Source organism: Streptomyces tagetis (genome assembly GCF_018069565.1).
Taxonomy (GTDB): domain Bacteria; phylum Actinomycetota; class Actinomycetes; order Streptomycetales; family Streptomycetaceae; genus Streptomyces; species Streptomyces tagetis.
This window is the reverse complement of the sequence record NZ_JAGPNL010000010.1, coordinates 1-15,946: the sequence shown is the minus strand read 5'-3', so window position 1 is coordinate 15,946 and position 15,946 is coordinate 1. Positions and strand designations below refer to the sequence as shown.

Below are 15,946 nucleotides of genomic sequence, written 5' to 3'. Positions count from 1 at the left end.
CCCCATGGCCTGTTTCATGCGAAGCTGGGGTGCATGAGCGTCGCAGAACCCCGCAGGATCACACTCTTCCGGCATGCGAAAGCCGACTGGCCCCAGATGAGCGACCACGAGCGGCCGCTCGCCGAACGGGGACGCAAGGAGGCCGCGGAGGCCGGGCGCCGGCTGGCGGACACCGGCATCTCCTTCGACCAGGCCCTGTGCTCCACCGCGCACCGCACGCGCGAGACCTGGAAGCTCGCCGTCCACGAGTTCCCGCGGCGGCCGAAAACGGTCTACGAGGAGCGCATCTACGAGGCCACCCCCGGCGAGCTGATCGCCGTGCTCAACGAGACCCCCGACGACCTGCGCAACGTGCTGGTGATCGGGCACAACCCGGGGATGCAGGGGCTCGCCGAGATCCTGGCCGGCGACGCCGAGGACGAGGCCCGTGAGCACATGAACCGGCGCGGCTTCCCGACCGCGGCGTTCGCGGTGCTGACCTTCACCGGGTCCTGGAAGTCCGTGGAGCCCGGCGTGGCCACGCTGGCCGACTACTGGACGCCGACCGACTGAGCACCGGCCGTCCACAGCCGCGCCGAGGGCCCGGTGCCCGGGGAGAAACCACCCGGCACCGGGCCCTCGGCCGTACGCACAGCGGACGGGGCCGGTCACGGGGCGATCACACCGGCCGGTCATGGGGCCGGTCACTGCCGGTCACGGGGCCGGCCGGTCACACGGAACGGTCACCCTGCCGGTCACGCGGGGCTGGTCACCCGCCGGTCACACAGTCCGCGGTCACACGGGTCCGCGGTCGCACGGGCCCGCGCCCCCAGCGGCCCTAGCCCTGGTCGGGGTCGACGGTGTCCGCCGCCTCGACCTCCTCGCGGGTGATGCCCAGCAGGTAGAGCACGGTGTCCAGGAAGGGCACGTTCACCGCGGTGTAGGCGGCCTGGCGCACCACCGGCTTGGCGTTGAAGGCGACGCCGAGCCCGGCCGCGTTCAGCATGTCCAGGTCGTTGGCGCCGTCACCGATCGCCACCGTCTGCGACAGCGGGACCCCCGCCTCGGCGGCGAAGCGGCGCAGCAGCCGGGCCTTGCCCGCGCGGTCGACGATCTCGCCGGTGACCCGGCCGGTCAGCCGCCCGTCGACGATCTCCAAGGTGTTGGCCTGCGCGAAGTCCAGTCCGAGCCGTTCCTTCAGGTCGTCGGTGACCTGCGTGAACCCGCCGGAGACCACCCCGACCTGGTAGCCGAGTCGCTTCAGCGTGCGGATCAGGGTGCGGGCGCCCGGCGTCAGCCGCACCTCGCCGCGCACCTTCTCGACCACGGAGGCGTCCAGCCCTTCGAGGAGCGCCACGCGCGCGTGCAGGGACTGCTCGAAGTCCAGCTCCCCGCGCATCGCCGCCGCCGTCACCTCGGCGACCTTGTCCTCGCAGCCGGCGTGCGCGGCGAAGAGCTCGATCACCTCGTCCTGGATCAGGGTGGAGTCGACGTCCATCACGACCAGGCGCTGGGCCCGCCGCTGGAGTCCGGCGCCGACGACCGCGACGTCCACGCCGAGCGCCGCGGCCTCGGTGGCCAGCGCGGTGCGCAGCGTCTCGGTCTCCACGCCGGAGACGGCGAACTCGACGGCGGTGACGGGGTACTTCGCCAGGCGGAAGATGCGGTCGATGTTGCCGGAGGCCCCGGTGATCCGGGCCGCTATGGCTGCCGCCGCCTCGGCGGTGAGCGGGTGTCCGAGCACGGTGACCAGGGAGCGGCCCAGGCCGCGGGGCCGGTTGTCGCCGATGCCGGAGATGATCTCGGCCTGGAGCTTCAGTGACTCCGCCCAACTGTGGACGGTCGCCCGGAGGTCGCCTTCCAGCCCCTGGGGCGGCTCGGTCACGAGCGCGCACAGCACGATACGGCCACGGGTGACGACCTGCTCGATGTCGACCACGTCGACGGAGTAGGCGGCGAGGGTGTCGAACAGACCGGCCGTGATGCCGGGCCGGTCCTTGCCGAAGATCTTGACGAGAAGCGTGGGAACGTCAGAGGTCTGCGAAGCGCTCATGGTGTTCCCACCGTATCCGGCACCCGGTGCCTCCCGCCTGCGAGGTCCGCCTGACGGACACGGAGCGGGCGGCTCCGGCCGGGGCCGCGCGGACGCCCGGGACGCCCGGGTCCGTCCCCTGTCCACTCAGGCCCGTCCGGTCCCAGTCCGGTGCCAGTCCGGTGCCAGTCCGGTCCCCGTCCGGTGCCTCTCCGGCCCCCGGGAAGCCGTCGCCGGGTGTCGAACACCGCCCCCGGCATCCGCCTCGCGGACCTGCCTCGGACCTGCCCCGGACCTGCCTCGGACCCGCCTCGGACCCGCTCCGGACCTGCCTCGCACCTGCCTGGGACCCTCCTCGCACCCGCCCGGTTCCGCCCCCGCCGGGTCCCGCGCCAGTACCATCCGTACGGTTTTCGCAAGGCCCGGCTTTCGGTCAGGGGGCCGAGCCTGAAATAGTGCCCACCGATGTTCGACATCCCTAGACTCCCCGCGACGGGGGCAAATTCGGGGGACAACTCAGTGGGGCGTGGAGTGCCGGAACTCGTACTGGAATCTCAAGGACGGACCTGGACGCTCGATCCGTCCCGGTCTTACGCGCTCGGACGCGATCCGCAGGGGGAGGTCGTCTTCGACGACGCGAGAGTCTCCTGGCGGCACGCCACGGTCCGCTTCGACGGCCGGACCTGGGTCATCGAGGACCACGGCAGCACCAACGGCACCTTCGTGCACGGGCAGCGCGTCCAGAGCACGGAGCTGGGCGACGGCTCGGTGGTGAACCTGGGCAACGCGACCGACGGTCCGCGCGTCACGCTGACCGGCGCGCACTCCCCGGTCGGCACCCCGCAGGGCGGAGCGTCGCAGCAGCCGTACGCCGGTCAGGGCGCCGACGGCTGGACGCCGCAGCCGCAGACGACGCCCCCGGCGCAGCAGCAGCCGGGGCACGAGCCGCCGCGGCAGCAGACCGCGCCGCACGTCCCGCACCAGCAGGGGCACGGGGGAGCGGCGCAGGGGGCACCGGCGTACGGCGACCGCAGCCCGACCACGTTCCACCAGTTGTCGCTGGGCCGGGTCATGCGCATCGGCCGTGCCCTGGAGAACGACCTGGTCGTCTCCGACCTCCAGGTCTCCCGCAACCACGCCGAGTTCCGCGCGACGCCCGACGGCCGCATGGAGATCCGCGACCTCGGTTCGCACAACGGCACCTACGTCAACGGCCAGCCGATCCCCAAGGGCGGCACCCAGACGCTGGGCCCGCCCGACATCGTGGGCGTCGGCCACTCGACGTTCCGCATCGTCGGCGACCGGCTGGAGGAGTTCGTCGACACCGGCGAGGTGTCCTTCTCCGCCCGCCACCTGACGGTCACGGTCGACGGCGGCAAGCAGATCCTCCGGGACGTCTCCTTCGGCGCCCCCGAGAAGTCGCTGATCGGCGTCATCGGCCCCTCCGGCTCCGGCAAGTCGACCCTGCTCAAGGCACTCACCGGCTACCGGCCCGCCGACCGCGGCGAGGTCCTCTACGACAACCGGGACCTGTACAAGCAGTTCGCCGAGCTGCGCCAGCGCATCGGCCTGGTTCCGCAGGAAGACATCCTGCACAAGGAACTCACGGTCAAGAAGGCCCTGAAGTACGCGGCCAAGCTGCGCTTCCCCGCCGACACCACGGCCGCCGAGCGCGACGCCCGCATCGACGAGGTGCTGCGCGAGCTGAAGCTCGACGTCCACAAGGACAAGAAGGTCACGTCGCTCTCCGGCGGCCAGCGCAAGCGCGTCTCGGTCGCCCTGGAGCTGCTCACCAAGCCGTCGCTGATCTTCCTGGACGAGCCGACCTCCGGCCTCGACCCGGGCATGGACCGCGACGTCATGAAGCTGCTGCGGGAGCTGGCCGACGACGGCCGTACGGTCCTCGTCGTCACGCACTCGGTGGCCGAGCTGGCGCTCTGCAACAAGCTGCTGGTCATGGCGCCGGGCGGTGCGGTCGCCTACTTCGGCCCGCCCGAGGAGGCGCTGAACTTCTTCGGCTACGAGACCTGGGCCGACGTCTTCTCCGCCTTCGAGAGCTACCGCGACTACGACTGGGCGGGCCGCTGGAAGGGCTCGCAGCACTACCAGATGTACGCCGCCGAGGTCGACGCCGTCGCGCCGCAGCCGGTCACGGTGGCGCCGATGCAGGCGATGAAGCCGCCGAAGCCGCAGGGCTGGATGTCGCAGTTCGTCACGCTGGTGCGCCGCTACGTGTCGGTGATCGCCTCCGACAAGGGCTTCCTCGGCCTGATGGTGATCCTGCCCGCCGTGCTCGGCGCGGTGAGCCTGCTGATCAACTCCGACCGGGGACTGCTGCCCAACCCGGTCAACCCGCAGACCGGCCGCCTCGTCCCGAACGGCACCGCCACCACGGTCCTGCTGATCCTCGCGGTCGGCGCCTGCTTCGCCGGCGCGGCCAACTCCGTCCGCGAGCTGATCAAGGAACGGGTCATCTACGAGCGGGAGCGCGCGACGGGCCTGTCACGCTCCGCGTACCTGATGTCGAAGGTGTTCGTGCTCGGCATGATCACCATGTTCCAGGGCCTGATGGTCGGCGTGATCGGCTTCTCCAGCCGTGAGCTGCCCTCCGAGGGACTGATCCTGGGCGGCGCCACGCTGGTCGAGATGTGCCTGCCGATCATGGCGCTGGGCTTCACCTCGATGATGTTCGGCCTGGTCATCTCGTCGCTGGTGAAGACGGCCGAGAAGACCATGCCGCTGCTGGTGATGTTCGCGATCATTCAGGTCGTGTTCACCGGATGCCTCTTCACGCTGCACGGCACGGTCGGCGTCAACGAGTTCTCGTACCTGATGCCCTCGCGCTGGGCGGTGGCCGCGGCCGGTGCCACGCTGGACTTCAACAAGATCAGCCCGCCCGAGCCGGGCGCCGGCACGGACCCGCTGTGGGACCACTCGGCGGGCGCCTGGGGCCTGGACATGGCCGCGCTGATCGCCCTCGGGGTGGTCTGCGGCTTCTTCGTGGCCCGCTTCCTGCGCCGCCACGAACCCGAGGTCATGCGGAAGTGACCCTGGGCCGAACGGCCCCGAAGGGCGGCACCCCGTCAGGAGGGTGCCGCCCTTCGGCGTTCGGTGCACGGTCGCGTACGTCAGCGGGGAGAGGTCCGCGCCGTCCTCAGTACGCGCTGTTGACGTTGTCGATCGTGCCGTACTTGTCGGCCGCGTAGTTGGCGGCGGCGGTGATGTTGGCGACCGGGTCGTAGATGTCCATGGAGGTGCCCTTGACGTGGTACGCGGCGAACGTCGGCGGGATCACCTGGAGCAGGCCCTTGGACGGGATGCCGTTGATGGCGTTGATGTCCCAGTCGTTGATGGCCTTCGGGTTGCCGGAGGACTCGCGGATGATGTTCTTGTGCAGGCCGTGGTAGCTGCCGGGTATGCCCTTGGCCTTCATGATGTCCAGGGACTCACGAATCCAGCCGTCGAGGTTGTTGGTGTAGCTCTTGCCGGCGACCTCCTGGACCTGCGAGCGCGGGGCGGAGCGAGTCGTGCTCTTACCGGCCGCGCGCTTCTTCGCGGCGGACTCGGCGGACGCCTTCTTCTCGGCCGCGGCGGACTTCTTCGCGGCCTCCTGCTTCGCCTCGACGGAGGCGGCCTTCTGGCTCGCGCCGGCGAGCTGACCGGTGATGCCGGCCTCGACGTCCTTGATCTGCTCCTTGCTGTACGCCACCTTCGCCGTGGGAGCGGCCTCGCTCGTGCTCGTCTGCCCGCTCGCCGGGACCGCGGCGAACGCGACGGCGGCGGCGCTGAGCGTACCCACACCGGCGATCGCGATCTTCTGGGTGCGGTTCAGGCTGAGGTTCAGGCTCAGGCTCTCGGCCCGGTTGCGGACGACCGTCTCGGCCCGGTTGCGCACCGTCTCGGCACGGTTGCGAACCTGCTCGGCACGGTCACGGACACGGTTGAGGATGTTCTTCGACATGGCGGGATAGACCTCTTCGTTAGCGCGGAGGTCGCTCTCGTCCGGTGGGGACAGGGGGGTGATTCCGGTGCAAACGCCGCGGGGGAGAACCCACGGCGCTGAGCGACGAGAGCCATTCTTAGCGGCCGCAAAATGCCGTGGCAAAGGTGTGACGTACGATCCCGGGTAGTGGATCAGGGAAGGGCGAATCAGGACAGATTGGACCATCCGCCCCGCTCAAAACGGACGAGTCGTCCTCCTACTCCCCTTCGTACGTGACGTGCACCCTATGCGCGGGCTCACATCCCGCCCATGTGGACCTCACCCTCGGTTGCTGGAGCAATGCGATGGGTGAGGGGAAACGGGCGTCCGGCGCAGGCGTACTCCCCGGGCCCGGAGGCGTCCTCCTGGAGGCCCTCTCCCATAGGGGGTCCATAGAGGGAAGGAGCGTCCTCATATAGAGGGCGGGGACGTCTCTACGGAGGGCGGGGAAGGTCTCTACGGAGGGCGGGGGCGTCTCTACGGCACGACGGCGGGGACGTCTTCTCACGACGGCGGACGTCCTCTTACGACGGCGGGGACGTCTTCTCACGACGGCGGGGACCCCCTTCGCGCGTGCTGGAGGAGGGGGCGCGGGACCAACGGCCTAGGTCCGCGGCACGGCCCGGCGGCCCCCGTCGGCCCGATCCGCGGCCCACCCCCCGCCGGTACCGTGAGGTCATGAGTCACGGCCCCCGGTCCGGCCTCGCCGCGGTGAGTTCCGCGCTGCTGGCCATGAGCAGGCACCTGGAGGTGCGCGACGTCCTCGGGACGATCGTCGCCTCGGCCCGCGAACTGCTCGACGCCCAGTACGCCGCCCTCGGCGTCCCCGACGACCACGGCGGCTTCGCCCAGTTCGTCGTCGACGGGGTCACCGAGGCCCAGTGGAAGGCCATCGGCCCTCTGCCCCGCCAGCACGGCATCCTCGCCGCCATGCTCAGCGAGGCCCGGCCGCAGCGCCTCGCCGACGTCCGCCAGGACCCCCGCTTCGAGGGCTGGCCCGAGGCCCACCCCGACCTGGCCGACTTCCTCGGCCTGCCCATCCGCGACGGGGACGAGGTCATCGGCGCCCTCTTCCTCGCCAACAAGAACCACCCCCGGCCCGGCGGCGGCTGCGGCTTCACCGAGGACGACGAGGAACTGCTCGGCATCCTCGCCCAGCACGCCGCGATCGCCCTCACCAACGCCCGCCTCTACGAGCGCAGCCGCGAGCTGACCATCGCCGAGGAGCGCTCCCGCCTTGCCCACGAGCTGCACGACGCGGTCAGCCAGAAGCTCTTCTCGCTGCGCCTGACCGCCCAGGCCGCCGCCACCCTCGTCGACCGCGACCCCGCCCGCGCCAAGGGCGAGCTCCAGCAGATCGCCGTCCTCGCCGCCGAAGCCGTCGACGAGCTGCGCGCCGCCGTCGTCGAGCTGCGCCCCGCGGCCCTGGACGAGGACGGGCTCGTCGCCACCCTGCGCACCCAGATCCAGGTGCTCGACCGCGCCCACACCGCGCGCGTGACCTTCGACGCCCGCGGCGTCAGGGCCCTGCCGGCCGCCCAGGAGGAGGCCCTGCTGCGCGTCGCCCAGGAGGCCCTGCACAACGCCCTGCGGCACGCCGCGGCCGACCGCGTCGACGTGACCCTGCGGCGGCGCGGACCGGGAGCCGTCCTGCGGGTCGCCGACGACGGGCGCGGTTTCGACCCGCACGCGGTGCGCCACGCCGGCCGCCACCTGGGCCTCGTCTCGATGCGGGACCGGGCGAACGGGGTCGGCGGCGGGCTGACCGTGGAGTCCGGGCCCGGCGAGGGCACCGTGATCGAGATGGAGGTCCCCGGTGGCTGAGGCAATCAAGGTGCTGCTCGTCGACGACCACCAGGTGGTCCGCCGGGGCCTGCGCACCTTCCTGGAGGTCCAGGACGACATCGAGGTGGTCGGCGAGGCCGCCGACGGCGCGGAAGGCGTCGAGCGCGCCCGCGAGCTGCGGCCCGACGTGATCCTCATGGACATCCGGATGCCCGGCATGGACGGCGTCGAGGCGCTGCGCCGGCTCCGCGAGCTGGACCACCCCGCGCGCGTGCTCATCGTCACCAGCTTCACGGAGCGCCGCACGGTCGTCCCGGCCCTGCGCGCGGGCGCGGCCGGCTACGTGTACAAGGACGTCGACCCCGAGGCGCTGGCCGGCGCCATCCGCTCCGTCCACGCCGGGCACATCCTGCTCCAGCCCGAGGTCGCCGGGGCACTGCTCTCCCAGGAGGAGACCGGCTCCGGCCAGGGCCGGGCGGGCTCCCTCACGGACCGGGAGCGCGAGGTGCTGGGCCTGATCGCGGACGGCCGGTCCAACCGGGAGATCGCCCGCTCCCTGGTCCTCTCCGAGAAGACCGTGAAGACCCACGTCTCGAACATCCTCATGAAGCTCGACCTGGCGGACCGCACCCAGGCCGCCCTGTGGGCCGTACGGCACGGCATGGCGGAGTGAGACGCATGACGCACGACGGGGTGAGCCAGGGGCGTACGCCGGAGCGCTCCGCGGAGTTCCCCTACGGACTGAGATTCATACCGTCGTGGGAATGTCACCCGGACGGCGCACCCCTCCCCGGGCCCCGCCGTTGACCAGTGCGTGCCGCGGTGACTGCCGCGGTGATCGCTAGGAGGGTCTGCAAGTGAAGAACCTGAAGAAGGCCGCGGCCGTGACGATGGTGGCCGGCGGGCTGATCGCCGCCGGCGCGGGCATGGCCTCGGCCACCGACGGTGCCGCCGCGCAGGGCAAGGCCGTCGGCTCGCCGGGCGTGGTCTCGGGCAACGCCGTCCAGGCGCCGGTGCACGTCCCGGTCAACGTCGTGGGCGACAGCGTCAACGTCATCGGCCTGCTGAACCCGGCCTTCGGCAACCTGGGCCTCAACGGCTGACCCAGGTCACCGGCGCTCCGCGCCCCGGCCCCCCGGCCCCTCCGGGAGACCGGGGCGCGGCACGTGACGGGGCGCCTCGGCCCCCTGTGCCCAGCCCCGTACGTATTCCGGTATCCGGCGGGGGCACTCCGTCCCGCCCTACAGCGCCCCGCCCGGGTCCCGCTGGTCGTACGCCCGCACAGCGCCCCGGCGCGGGTGACCCCGCCCGGCCCCCAGCCCAGCGCCCCCGGCGCACGCACCGCCCCGCACCCCCGCCCCGCACCCCCGCGACGCGCGGGCGCCCCCGCCGGCCCTGCCCGCCCGGAGCACCCCGGGCCACCCCCGAGGGCCACGCCGTCACCGCGCCCCCCGCTCCCTCTCCTCCACGAACGCGTTGTACGCCGCGACCTGCGCCCGCCGCGCCGTCCGCTCCACGGGACGCAGCGCCTCGCCCCGCGCCGCCATCGCGGACGCGCTCACCGCGCCCCCGTGCCCGTTCTCCGCCGCCACCGCCACCAGCGCCCCCACCCGCCGCGCCAGCTCCAGCACCCGTACCGCCCGCGCCGGATACCCCGGCGCCAGCACCTCGCCCCCGCGCTCCGCCCGCGCCCGGTACGCCTCCACCGCCGCCGCGGCCACCGGACCCGACCCGGCCACGTCCAGCCGCGTCAGCGCCTCCGTCGCCTCCCGCAGCGCCTCCGCCAGCTCCCGCTCCGCCTCCCCGAGCGAAGGCACGTCCGCCGGCGGAGCCTCCCGTACCGGCAGGCAGTGCCAGACCACCTCGGCGTGCACGTCCCCCTCCGGTCCGGCCTCCCACACCTGGGGCACCAGCCCCAGCGCCGCCCCGTGGCAGACCACCGCCTCGCCCGCCTCCACGGCCCGCGCGTTGAACTCCGGCGGACCGCTCAGCCCCAGCGGATGCCCCGGCGCCGGCAGCGCCACCCGCAGCCCGGCCACCCCCAGCGCCCGCAGCCGGCCGAGCGCCAGCGTCAGCCCCACGGGCGCGGGTTCACCCGGCAACCCCGCCACGCGGTGTACCGCGTCCTCCCCGACCACGGCCATCGCGGCGTCGTCCGGGGCGGCAAATCCGGCAAGAAGGGCATTTCCCCAGGCGGCCAGTCGGCCTGAGCGCGGTTCCGAGAGCATGTCCCCACCCTAGGAGCGGACCGAGGGAACGGCGGCCCCGGCCGGTGGCGTAGATTTCTAGTGGGCTGCGCCCATCGGCGTGGCGCCCGAGCCACAGGCGTAAGCGACAGCCGAGACCGGCCACACTGCTAAGGGGAGACACTGCGCTCATGAGCGATGTTCTGGAGCTTCAGGACGTATCCGTGGTCCGGGAGGGCCGGGCTCTGGTGGACCAGGTCTCCTGGTCGGTGAAGGAGGGCGAGCGCTGGGTCATCCTCGGACCGAACGGCGCCGGCAAGACCACCCTGCTCAACCTCGCGTCGAGCTACCTCTACCCGAGCGAGGGCACCGCCACCATCCTCGGCGAGACCCTCGGCAAGCCCGGCACCGACGTCTTCGAACTGCGCCCCCGCATCGGCATGGCCGGCATCGCCATGGCCGACAAGCTGCCCAAGAGGCAGACGGTCCTGCAGACCGTGCTCACCGCCGCCTACGGCATGACCGCGGGCTGGCAGGAGGAGTACGAGGACATCGACGAGCAGCGCGCCCGCGCCTTCCTTGACCGCCTCGGCATGACCGAGTACCTCGACCGGAGGTTCGGCACCCTCTCCGAGGGCGAGCGCAAGCGCACCCTCATCGCCCGCGCCCTGATGACCGACCCCGAGTTGCTCCTCCTCGACGAGCCGGCCGCCGGTCTCGACCTCGGAGGCCGCGAGGACCTGGTCCGCCGCCTCGGCCGCCTCGCCCGCGACCCCATCGCCCCGTCGATGATCATGGTCACCCACCACGTCGAGGAGATCGCCCCGGGCTTCACCCACGTCCTGATGATCCGCCAGGGCAAGGTGCTCGCCGCCGGACCGCTCGAACTCGAACTCACCTCCCGCAACCTCTCCCTCTGCTTCGGCCTGCCCCTCGTCGTCGAGCAGGTCGGCGACCGCTGGACGGCCCAGGGACTCCCGATGTCCTGATCCCGCCCCGCACCCCGCCGCACCCTGTCCCTGTCACCCGTCCGCACCTACCATGACCCGTGTGAACGACATCGACGCATGGGTGTGGTGGCTCGTCGTCGCGGCAGCGCTCGGAATCCCGCTCGTCGTGACCGCGATGCCGGAATTCGGGATGTTCGCCGTCGGCGCCGTCGCCGCCGCCATCGCCTCAGGGTTCGGTGCCGGCCTCGTCGTCCAAGTCCTCGTCTTCGTCGTCGTGTCCGTCGCCCTCATCGCCGTCGTCCGGCCCATCGCCAGCCGGCACCGCTCACAACGGCCGCAACTGGCCTCGGGAATCGACGCCCTGAAGGGACGACAGGCCGTCGTGCTGGAGCGGGTCGACGGCTCCGGCGGACGCATCAAGCTCGCCGGGGAGATCTGGTCGGCGCGCGCCCTCGACAGCGGACGCACCTACGAGGCGGGCCAGGAAGTGGACGTCGTCGAGATCGAAGGAGCCACGGCGATCGTCATGTGACCGCGCGCCCGGCACAACCAGGCCGAAAACGGCCCCCACGGCACCCGACGGTCTGTCAGACTCGACCAGCAAGATCCTGAAAACCGGAGGCCCCCGACAGGCGGCCTCCCGACGGCTCCGAGGCGGAGAAGGGTACGGGGAACCGATGCAACCGGTCATCATCGTCCTGATCATCCTGGTGGTGTTGGTCTTCATCGCCCTGATCAAGACCATCCAGGTCATCCCGCAGGCCAGCGCGGCGATCGTCGAACGCTTCGGCCGCTACACGCGCACCCTCAACGCGGGACTCAACATCGTCGTCCCGTTCATCGACACCATCCGCAACCGCATCGACCTGCGCGAGCAGGTCGTCCCCTTCCCGCCGCAGCCCGTCATCACCCAGGACAACCTGGTCGTCAACATCGACACCGTCATCTACTACCAGGTGACCGACGCGCGCGCCGCCACCTACGAGGTCGCCAGCTACATCCAGGCCATCGAGCAGCTCACCGTCACCACCCTGCGCAACATCATCGGCGGCATGGACCTGGAGCGCACCCTCACCTCCCGCGAGGAGATCAACGCGGCCCTGCGCGGCGTCCTCGACGAGGCCACCGGCAAGTGGGGCATCCGCGTCAACCGCGTCGAGCTGAAGGCCATCGAGCCGCCCACCTCCATCCAGGACTCGATGGAGAAGCAGATGCGCGCCGACCGCGACAAGCGCGCCGCGATCCTCCAGGCCGAGGGCGTCCGGCAGTCCGAGATCCTGCGCGCCGAGGGCGAGAAGCAGTCCCAGATCCTGCGCGCCGAGGGCGAGTCCAAGGCCGCCGCCCTGCGCGCCGAGGGCGAGGCGCAGGCCATCCGCACCGTCTTCGAGTCCATCCACGCCGGCGACCCGGACCAGAAGCTGCTCTCCTACCAGTACCTCCAGATGCTTCCGAAGATCGCCGAGGGCGACGCCAACAAGCTCTGGATCGTCCCCAGCGAGATCGGCGACGCCCTCAAGGGCCTCTCCGGAGCCATCGGCAACTTCGGCCCCATGGGCGGTGGCGGCGCGGCGAACACCGGGGGCAACGGCGTACCGGCCCAGGAGCGCCGCGAGAAGCCGTCCATCGACTGACCGGCCCGGCCCGGACCGGCAGACCCCGCCGACACCGCCCGCCCGGCGCACGGCACGACGCATTCCGTACGACACACGCACGTACGGCACACACACGTACGACACGCGGACGGGGGCGCACCTCCACCAGGAGGTGCGCCCCCGTCCGTACGGGCGGCGAGAGCCGGAGACCTACGCGGCCGACCGCGCCAGCCACCCCGGCAGCGCGTCGAAGTCGTCCTGCCCCAGCGCCAGCAGCATCGCGTCCGCCGGTGTCGGCTCGAACGGCGTCCGCAACAGCGGCATCCCCGCCTGCTCCGGCGTCCGGTTGGCCTTGCGGTGGTTGTCCTCCGAACAGGAGGCCACCGTATTCAGCCAGGTGTCCTGCCCGCCGTGCGAACGCGGCACCACGTGGTCCACGGTCGTCGCCCGCCGCCCGCAGTACGCGCACCGGTGCCGGTCGCGCACCAGCACGCCCCGCCTGGACCACGGGGCGCGTCTTCGGAACGGCACCCGTACGTAGTGGCAGAGCCTGATCACCCGGGGCGCCGGTATGTCGACGGCGGCTCCGCGCATCCGCAGTTCGGGGTGGGCCTGCTCCACGACGGCCTTGTCCTGGAGGACCAGGACCACGGCACGACGCAGCGTCACCGTCGACAGCGGCTCGAAGCTCGCGTTGAGTACCAGCGTGTCCCGCATACCAGCCCACCTTCCGTGTGCACCGGCCCACCCCGTGGCGGGCTGAGGTCAACTCTGGCCGGGCACGCCGCGATGGACAACGCAATATCCGTGCTCCCACAAGGGGCGCCCCCACGCCCCGGGAACAAAAATGCCCGCCCCTGATCACTTCCAAGACCAGGGGCGGGCAAACGTTCCGTGAACGCCCGGTTGCTCAGCCGCCCGCCGGCACCTCGTACTCGCCGACGAGCTGCGCCCGCGCGATCGCGTGGAACCGCAGGTTGAACCCGACGAAGGCGGGCGTCGCCTCCGCGTCCGGGCCGAGCTTCTCCCGGTCCACGGCGTACACCGTGAACACGTACCGGTGCGGACCGTCCCCGGCGGGCGGCGCGGCGCCGCCGAAGTCGCGGCTGCCGTAGTCGTTGCGCGCGTGGACGGCGCCCTCGGGCAGCCCCGGGAAGGCGCCGGTGCCCGCACCCGCCGGCAGCTCGGTCACCGAGGCGGGGATGTCGAACACCACCCAGTGCCAGAATCCGCTGCCGGTCGGGGCGTCCGGGTCGTAGCAGGTCACGGCGAAACTCTCGGTCCCGGCGGGGAAACCCTCCCACCGCAGGTGCGGCGAGGTGTTCCCGGCCGCGTAGACCTGGGCGTCCTTGAGGGGCGCCCCCTCCCGGACGTCCTCGCTCGTCACCGTGAACGACGGAACGGGCGGGTGGAAGTCATGGGGGAGCGGGCGCCGCTTCTGCTCGGCCACCTCGGTACCTCCTGATCGTCGGTGCAGTACGGGTGCAGTACGGACCGAGCCTAGATCGTCTAGAACCAGTTGCGCCTGCTGCCGACCTCGGACAGCCACTGGTTGAGGTAGCCGGCCCAGTCGGTGCCGTGGAAGTCGTGCAGCCCCACCGTGAAGGAGCGGAAGGTGTCGCTGCCCTCGCTGAACAGCCCGCCCTTCTTGTCCATCTCCAGGACGACGTCCATCGCCTGCCCGTCGGCCACGAAGCTCAGCTCGACCTGGTTCAGCCCCCGGTACTGCTGTGGCGGGTAGAACTCGATCTCCTGGTAGAACGGCAGCCGCTGCCGGGTGCCGCGGATGTGACCGCGCTCCATGTCGGCGTTCTTGAAACGGAAACCGAGCTGGATGAACGCGTCCAGGATCGCCTTCTGCGCCGGCAGCGGATGCACGTTGACCGGGTCCAGGTCACCGGAGTCCACCGCCCGCGCGATCGCCAGTTCGGTGGTGACCCCGATGTGCATCCCGCGCAGCGCCTGCCCGTCGATCATCGTGACCGGCGTCTCCCAGGGCACCTCCAGCCCGAACGGCACCGTGTGCGCGGCACCCGCCCGCAGCTCGAAGGCGCCACCGAGCCGCACCTTCGTGAACTCGATGTCCTGCTTGTACTCCTGGTCGCCGCTCTCCACCTCGACCTTGGCCTGGAGTCCGACCGACAGTCCCTCGATCCGCTGGTCGACGGAGCCGCCCTGGATGTGCACCTCGCCCTGGACGACGCCCCCCGGTACGACGTTGTCCTCGCTCAGCACGGTCTCGACGGACGCTCCGCCGGCCCCGAGGCTCGCGAGCAGCTTCTTGAACGCCATGTGTCTCCCTCTCCAGGCTTTCGAGTGAACCCTCGATCCCTACAAACGCGATCCCCCGGTGGCCGGTTCCACCCGCCGCACCCCGGCGGGGACCGCCCGCCTGCGTTACGCTCGGACGGCATGATCACGAGCCCCGACCGTACGCCGCTGCCCAGGGACTTCTTCGACCGGCCCATCCTCGACGTGGCCCCCGACCTGCTGGGCCGCGTCCTCGTGCGTACCACGCCGGACGGCCCGATCGCCCTGCGGCTGACGGAGGTCGAGGCGTACGACGGCCAGAACGACCCGGGCTCCCACGCCTACCGGGGACGCACCCCCCGCAACGAGGTCATGTTCGGCCCGCCCGGCCACGTGTACGTCTACTTCACCTACGGCATGTGGTTCTGCATGAACATCGTCTGCGGTGCCGAGGGGCGGGCGAGCGGGGTCCTGCTCCGTGCCGGCGAGATCGTCGAGGGCGCCGAACTGGCCCGCACCCGCCGGGTCTCGGCCCGCAACGACAAGGAACTGGCCAAGGGCCCGGCCCGCCTGGCCACCGCCCTCGGCGTCGACCGCGCCCTCAACGGCACGGACGCGTGCGCCACCCAGGACACCCCGCTGCGCATCCTGGCCGGCACCGCCGTACCCCGTGATCAGGTACGCAACGGTCCGCGCACCGGAGTCGCCGGCGAGGGCGGCGTCCACCCCTGGCGCTTCTGGATCGCCGACGACCCGACGGTGAGCCCGTACCGGGCTCATGTGCCGCGCAGGCGCCGAAGTTGACGCGGTGCCTGCCGGGGAGTAATGTCTTCCAAGCCGCCTGACCCGGGCAAGGCGATCGCCTGCCAACGGAAGAGCGGCCAACCCACTACGACGATTCCCCACAGCGGGGCGACCTCCGGCGTGCTCGCATGCCTGAATTCGACTCGCACGACTCGATTATGAGCCGGTGAAGGAATGGGCTAGCGTAGTGAATGTCGAAAGGCCGACAGGCGAAAGCCGGAGCCGACGACAATCCCGCCGACAGGGAATCGGGCCGGAAACGGTCTGATAGAGTCGGAAACGCAAGACCGAAGGGAAAGCGCCCGGAGGAAAGCCGGAGACAGTGTCTCGGGTGAGTACAAAGGAAGCGTCCGTTCCTTGAGAACTCAACAGCGTGCCAAAAGTCA

Annotated in this window: 15 protein-coding genes; 9 read left to right on the top strand and 6 right to left on the bottom strand. The window is 71.5% G+C overall.

All coding sequences use genetic code 11. From position 1 onward, the window contains the following. Positions 1 to 33: 33 nt before the first annotated feature. The gene (locus J5Y05_RS27835; protein WP_210875985.1) at positions 34 to 552 is read left to right on the top strand and encodes a SixA phosphatase family protein; all 519 of its coding nucleotides are present in this window, start codon (positions 34 to 36) and stop codon (positions 550 to 552) included. Positions 553 to 817: 265 nt separating this feature from the next. On the opposite strand, the gene serB is transcribed toward J5Y05_RS27835, so the two are convergent. Further along, positions 818 to 2,032 (bottom strand): phosphoserine phosphatase SerB, encoded by a 1,215-nt coding sequence (gene serB / locus J5Y05_RS27830; protein ID WP_210875983.1) that lies wholly within the window; start codon positions 2,030 to 2,032, stop codon positions 818 to 820. Between the two features lie 510 nt (positions 2,033 to 2,542). Here serB and J5Y05_RS27825 point away from each other — a divergent pair. Then, positions 2,543 to 5,059: an FHA domain-containing protein gene (locus tag J5Y05_RS27825; protein ID WP_210875981.1), complete on the top strand. Its 2,517-nt coding sequence runs from the start codon at positions 2,543 to 2,545 to the stop codon at positions 5,057 to 5,059. Positions 5,060 to 5,165: 106 nt separating this feature from the next. Here J5Y05_RS27825 and J5Y05_RS27820 read toward each other — a convergent pair whose 3' ends face one another. Then, entirely contained in the window at positions 5,166 to 5,972 is an 807-nt protein-coding gene (locus J5Y05_RS27820; protein WP_210875979.1) for a transglycosylase SLT domain-containing protein, read from the bottom strand. Between the two features lie 699 nt (positions 5,973 to 6,671). Between J5Y05_RS27820 and J5Y05_RS27815 the strand changes: the two genes are divergently transcribed. From J5Y05_RS27815 to chpE, 3 genes are all read left to right on the top strand, one after another. After that, entirely contained in the window at positions 6,672 to 7,817 is a 1,146-nt protein-coding gene (locus J5Y05_RS27815; RefSeq protein ID WP_210875977.1) for a GAF domain-containing sensor histidine kinase, read from the top strand. Next, the gene (locus J5Y05_RS27810; RefSeq protein WP_210875975.1) at positions 7,810 to 8,451 is read left to right on the top strand and encodes a response regulator; all 642 of its coding nucleotides are present in this window, start codon (positions 7,810 to 7,812) and stop codon (positions 8,449 to 8,451) included. Before J5Y05_RS27815 ends, J5Y05_RS27810 begins: the two co-directional genes overlap by 8 nt. Positions 8,452 to 8,635: 184 nt before the next feature. Beyond that, positions 8,636 to 8,881, top strand: a complete 246-nt coding sequence (gene chpE, locus J5Y05_RS27805; RefSeq protein ID WP_210875974.1) for a chaplin ChpE — start codon at positions 8,636 to 8,638, stop codon at positions 8,879 to 8,881. A 336-nt stretch (positions 8,882 to 9,217) separates the two neighbouring features. Here the strand turns inward: chpE and J5Y05_RS27800 are convergent, their stop codons facing one another. Further along, on the bottom strand, positions 9,218 to 10,006 hold the full coding sequence (locus J5Y05_RS27800; RefSeq protein WP_210875971.1) for an Rv1486c family protein: 789 nt from the start codon (positions 10,004 to 10,006) through the stop codon (positions 9,218 to 9,220). Between the two features lie 149 nt (positions 10,007 to 10,155). On the opposite strand from J5Y05_RS27800, the gene J5Y05_RS27795 reads away from it, so the two are divergent. From J5Y05_RS27795 to J5Y05_RS27785, 3 genes are all read left to right on the top strand, one after another. Further along, the gene (locus tag J5Y05_RS27795) at positions 10,156 to 10,953 is read left to right on the top strand and encodes an ABC transporter ATP-binding protein (RefSeq protein WP_210875969.1); all 798 of its coding nucleotides are present in this window, start codon (positions 10,156 to 10,158) and stop codon (positions 10,951 to 10,953) included. A gap of 61 nt (positions 10,954 to 11,014) precedes the next feature. After that, positions 11,015 to 11,446, top strand: coding sequence for an NfeD family protein (locus tag J5Y05_RS27790; protein WP_210875967.1), 432 nt, complete (start codon positions 11,015 to 11,017; stop codon positions 11,444 to 11,446). A 145-nt stretch (positions 11,447 to 11,591) separates the two neighbouring features. Beyond that, on the top strand, positions 11,592 to 12,545 hold the full coding sequence (locus J5Y05_RS27785; RefSeq protein ID WP_210875965.1) for an SPFH domain-containing protein: 954 nt from the start codon (positions 11,592 to 11,594) through the stop codon (positions 12,543 to 12,545). 171 nt (positions 12,546 to 12,716) lie between these two features. On the opposite strand, the gene J5Y05_RS27780 is transcribed toward J5Y05_RS27785, so the two are convergent. The 3 genes from J5Y05_RS27780 to J5Y05_RS27770 form a co-directional block, all read right to left on the bottom strand. After that, positions 12,717 to 13,223, bottom strand: coding sequence for an HNH endonuclease (locus J5Y05_RS27780; protein ID WP_210875964.1), 507 nt, complete (start codon positions 13,221 to 13,223; stop codon positions 12,717 to 12,719). Between the two features lie 193 nt (positions 13,224 to 13,416). Continuing rightward, positions 13,417 to 13,956: a YbhB/YbcL family Raf kinase inhibitor-like protein gene (locus J5Y05_RS27775; RefSeq protein ID WP_210875962.1), complete on the bottom strand. Its 540-nt coding sequence runs from the start codon at positions 13,954 to 13,956 to the stop codon at positions 13,417 to 13,419. A gap of 59 nt (positions 13,957 to 14,015) precedes the next feature. After that, a complete protein-coding gene (locus J5Y05_RS27770) occupies positions 14,016 to 14,798 on the bottom strand; it encodes a sporulation protein (protein WP_210875960.1) in 783 nt (260 codons plus the stop codon). A 120-nt stretch (positions 14,799 to 14,918) separates the two neighbouring features. On the opposite strand from J5Y05_RS27770, the gene J5Y05_RS27765 reads away from it, so the two are divergent. Next, the gene (locus tag J5Y05_RS27765) at positions 14,919 to 15,560 is read left to right on the top strand and encodes a DNA-3-methyladenine glycosylase (RefSeq protein WP_210875959.1); all 642 of its coding nucleotides are present in this window, start codon (positions 14,919 to 14,921) and stop codon (positions 15,558 to 15,560) included. Positions 15,561 to 15,946 lie beyond the last annotated feature (386 nt).

What these genes read in the sequence shown, in the direction of transcription:
- J5Y05_RS27765 (WP_210875959.1), top strand. Translation starts at nt 14,919, where the DNA reads ATGATCACGAGCCCCGACCGTACGCCGCTGCCCAGGGACTTCTTCGAC.
- J5Y05_RS27770 (WP_210875960.1), bottom strand. Translation starts at nt 14,798, where the DNA reads ATGGCGTTCAAGAAGCTGCTCGCGAGCCTCGGGGCCGGCGGAGCGTCC.
- J5Y05_RS27780 (WP_210875964.1), bottom strand. Translation starts at nt 13,223, where the DNA reads ATGCGGGACACGCTGGTACTCAACGCGAGCTTCGAGCCGCTGTCGACG.
- J5Y05_RS27800 (WP_210875971.1), bottom strand. Translation starts at nt 10,006, where the DNA reads ATGCTCTCGGAACCGCGCTCAGGCCGACTGGCCGCCTGGGGAAATGCC.
- J5Y05_RS27835 (WP_210875985.1), top strand. Translation starts at nt 34, where the DNA reads ATGAGCGTCGCAGAACCCCGCAGGATCACACTCTTCCGGCATGCGAAA.
- J5Y05_RS27795 (WP_210875969.1), top strand. Translation starts at nt 10,156, where the DNA reads ATGAGCGATGTTCTGGAGCTTCAGGACGTATCCGTGGTCCGGGAGGGC.
- J5Y05_RS27820 (WP_210875979.1), bottom strand. Translation starts at nt 5,972, where the DNA reads ATGTCGAAGAACATCCTCAACCGTGTCCGTGACCGTGCCGAGCAGGTT.
- serB (WP_210875983.1), bottom strand. Translation starts at nt 2,032, where the DNA reads ATGAGCGCTTCGCAGACCTCTGACGTTCCCACGCTTCTCGTCAAGATC.
- J5Y05_RS27815 (WP_210875977.1), top strand. Translation starts at nt 6,672, where the DNA reads ATGAGTCACGGCCCCCGGTCCGGCCTCGCCGCGGTGAGTTCCGCGCTG.
- J5Y05_RS27785 (WP_210875965.1), top strand. Translation starts at nt 11,592, where the DNA reads ATGCAACCGGTCATCATCGTCCTGATCATCCTGGTGGTGTTGGTCTTC.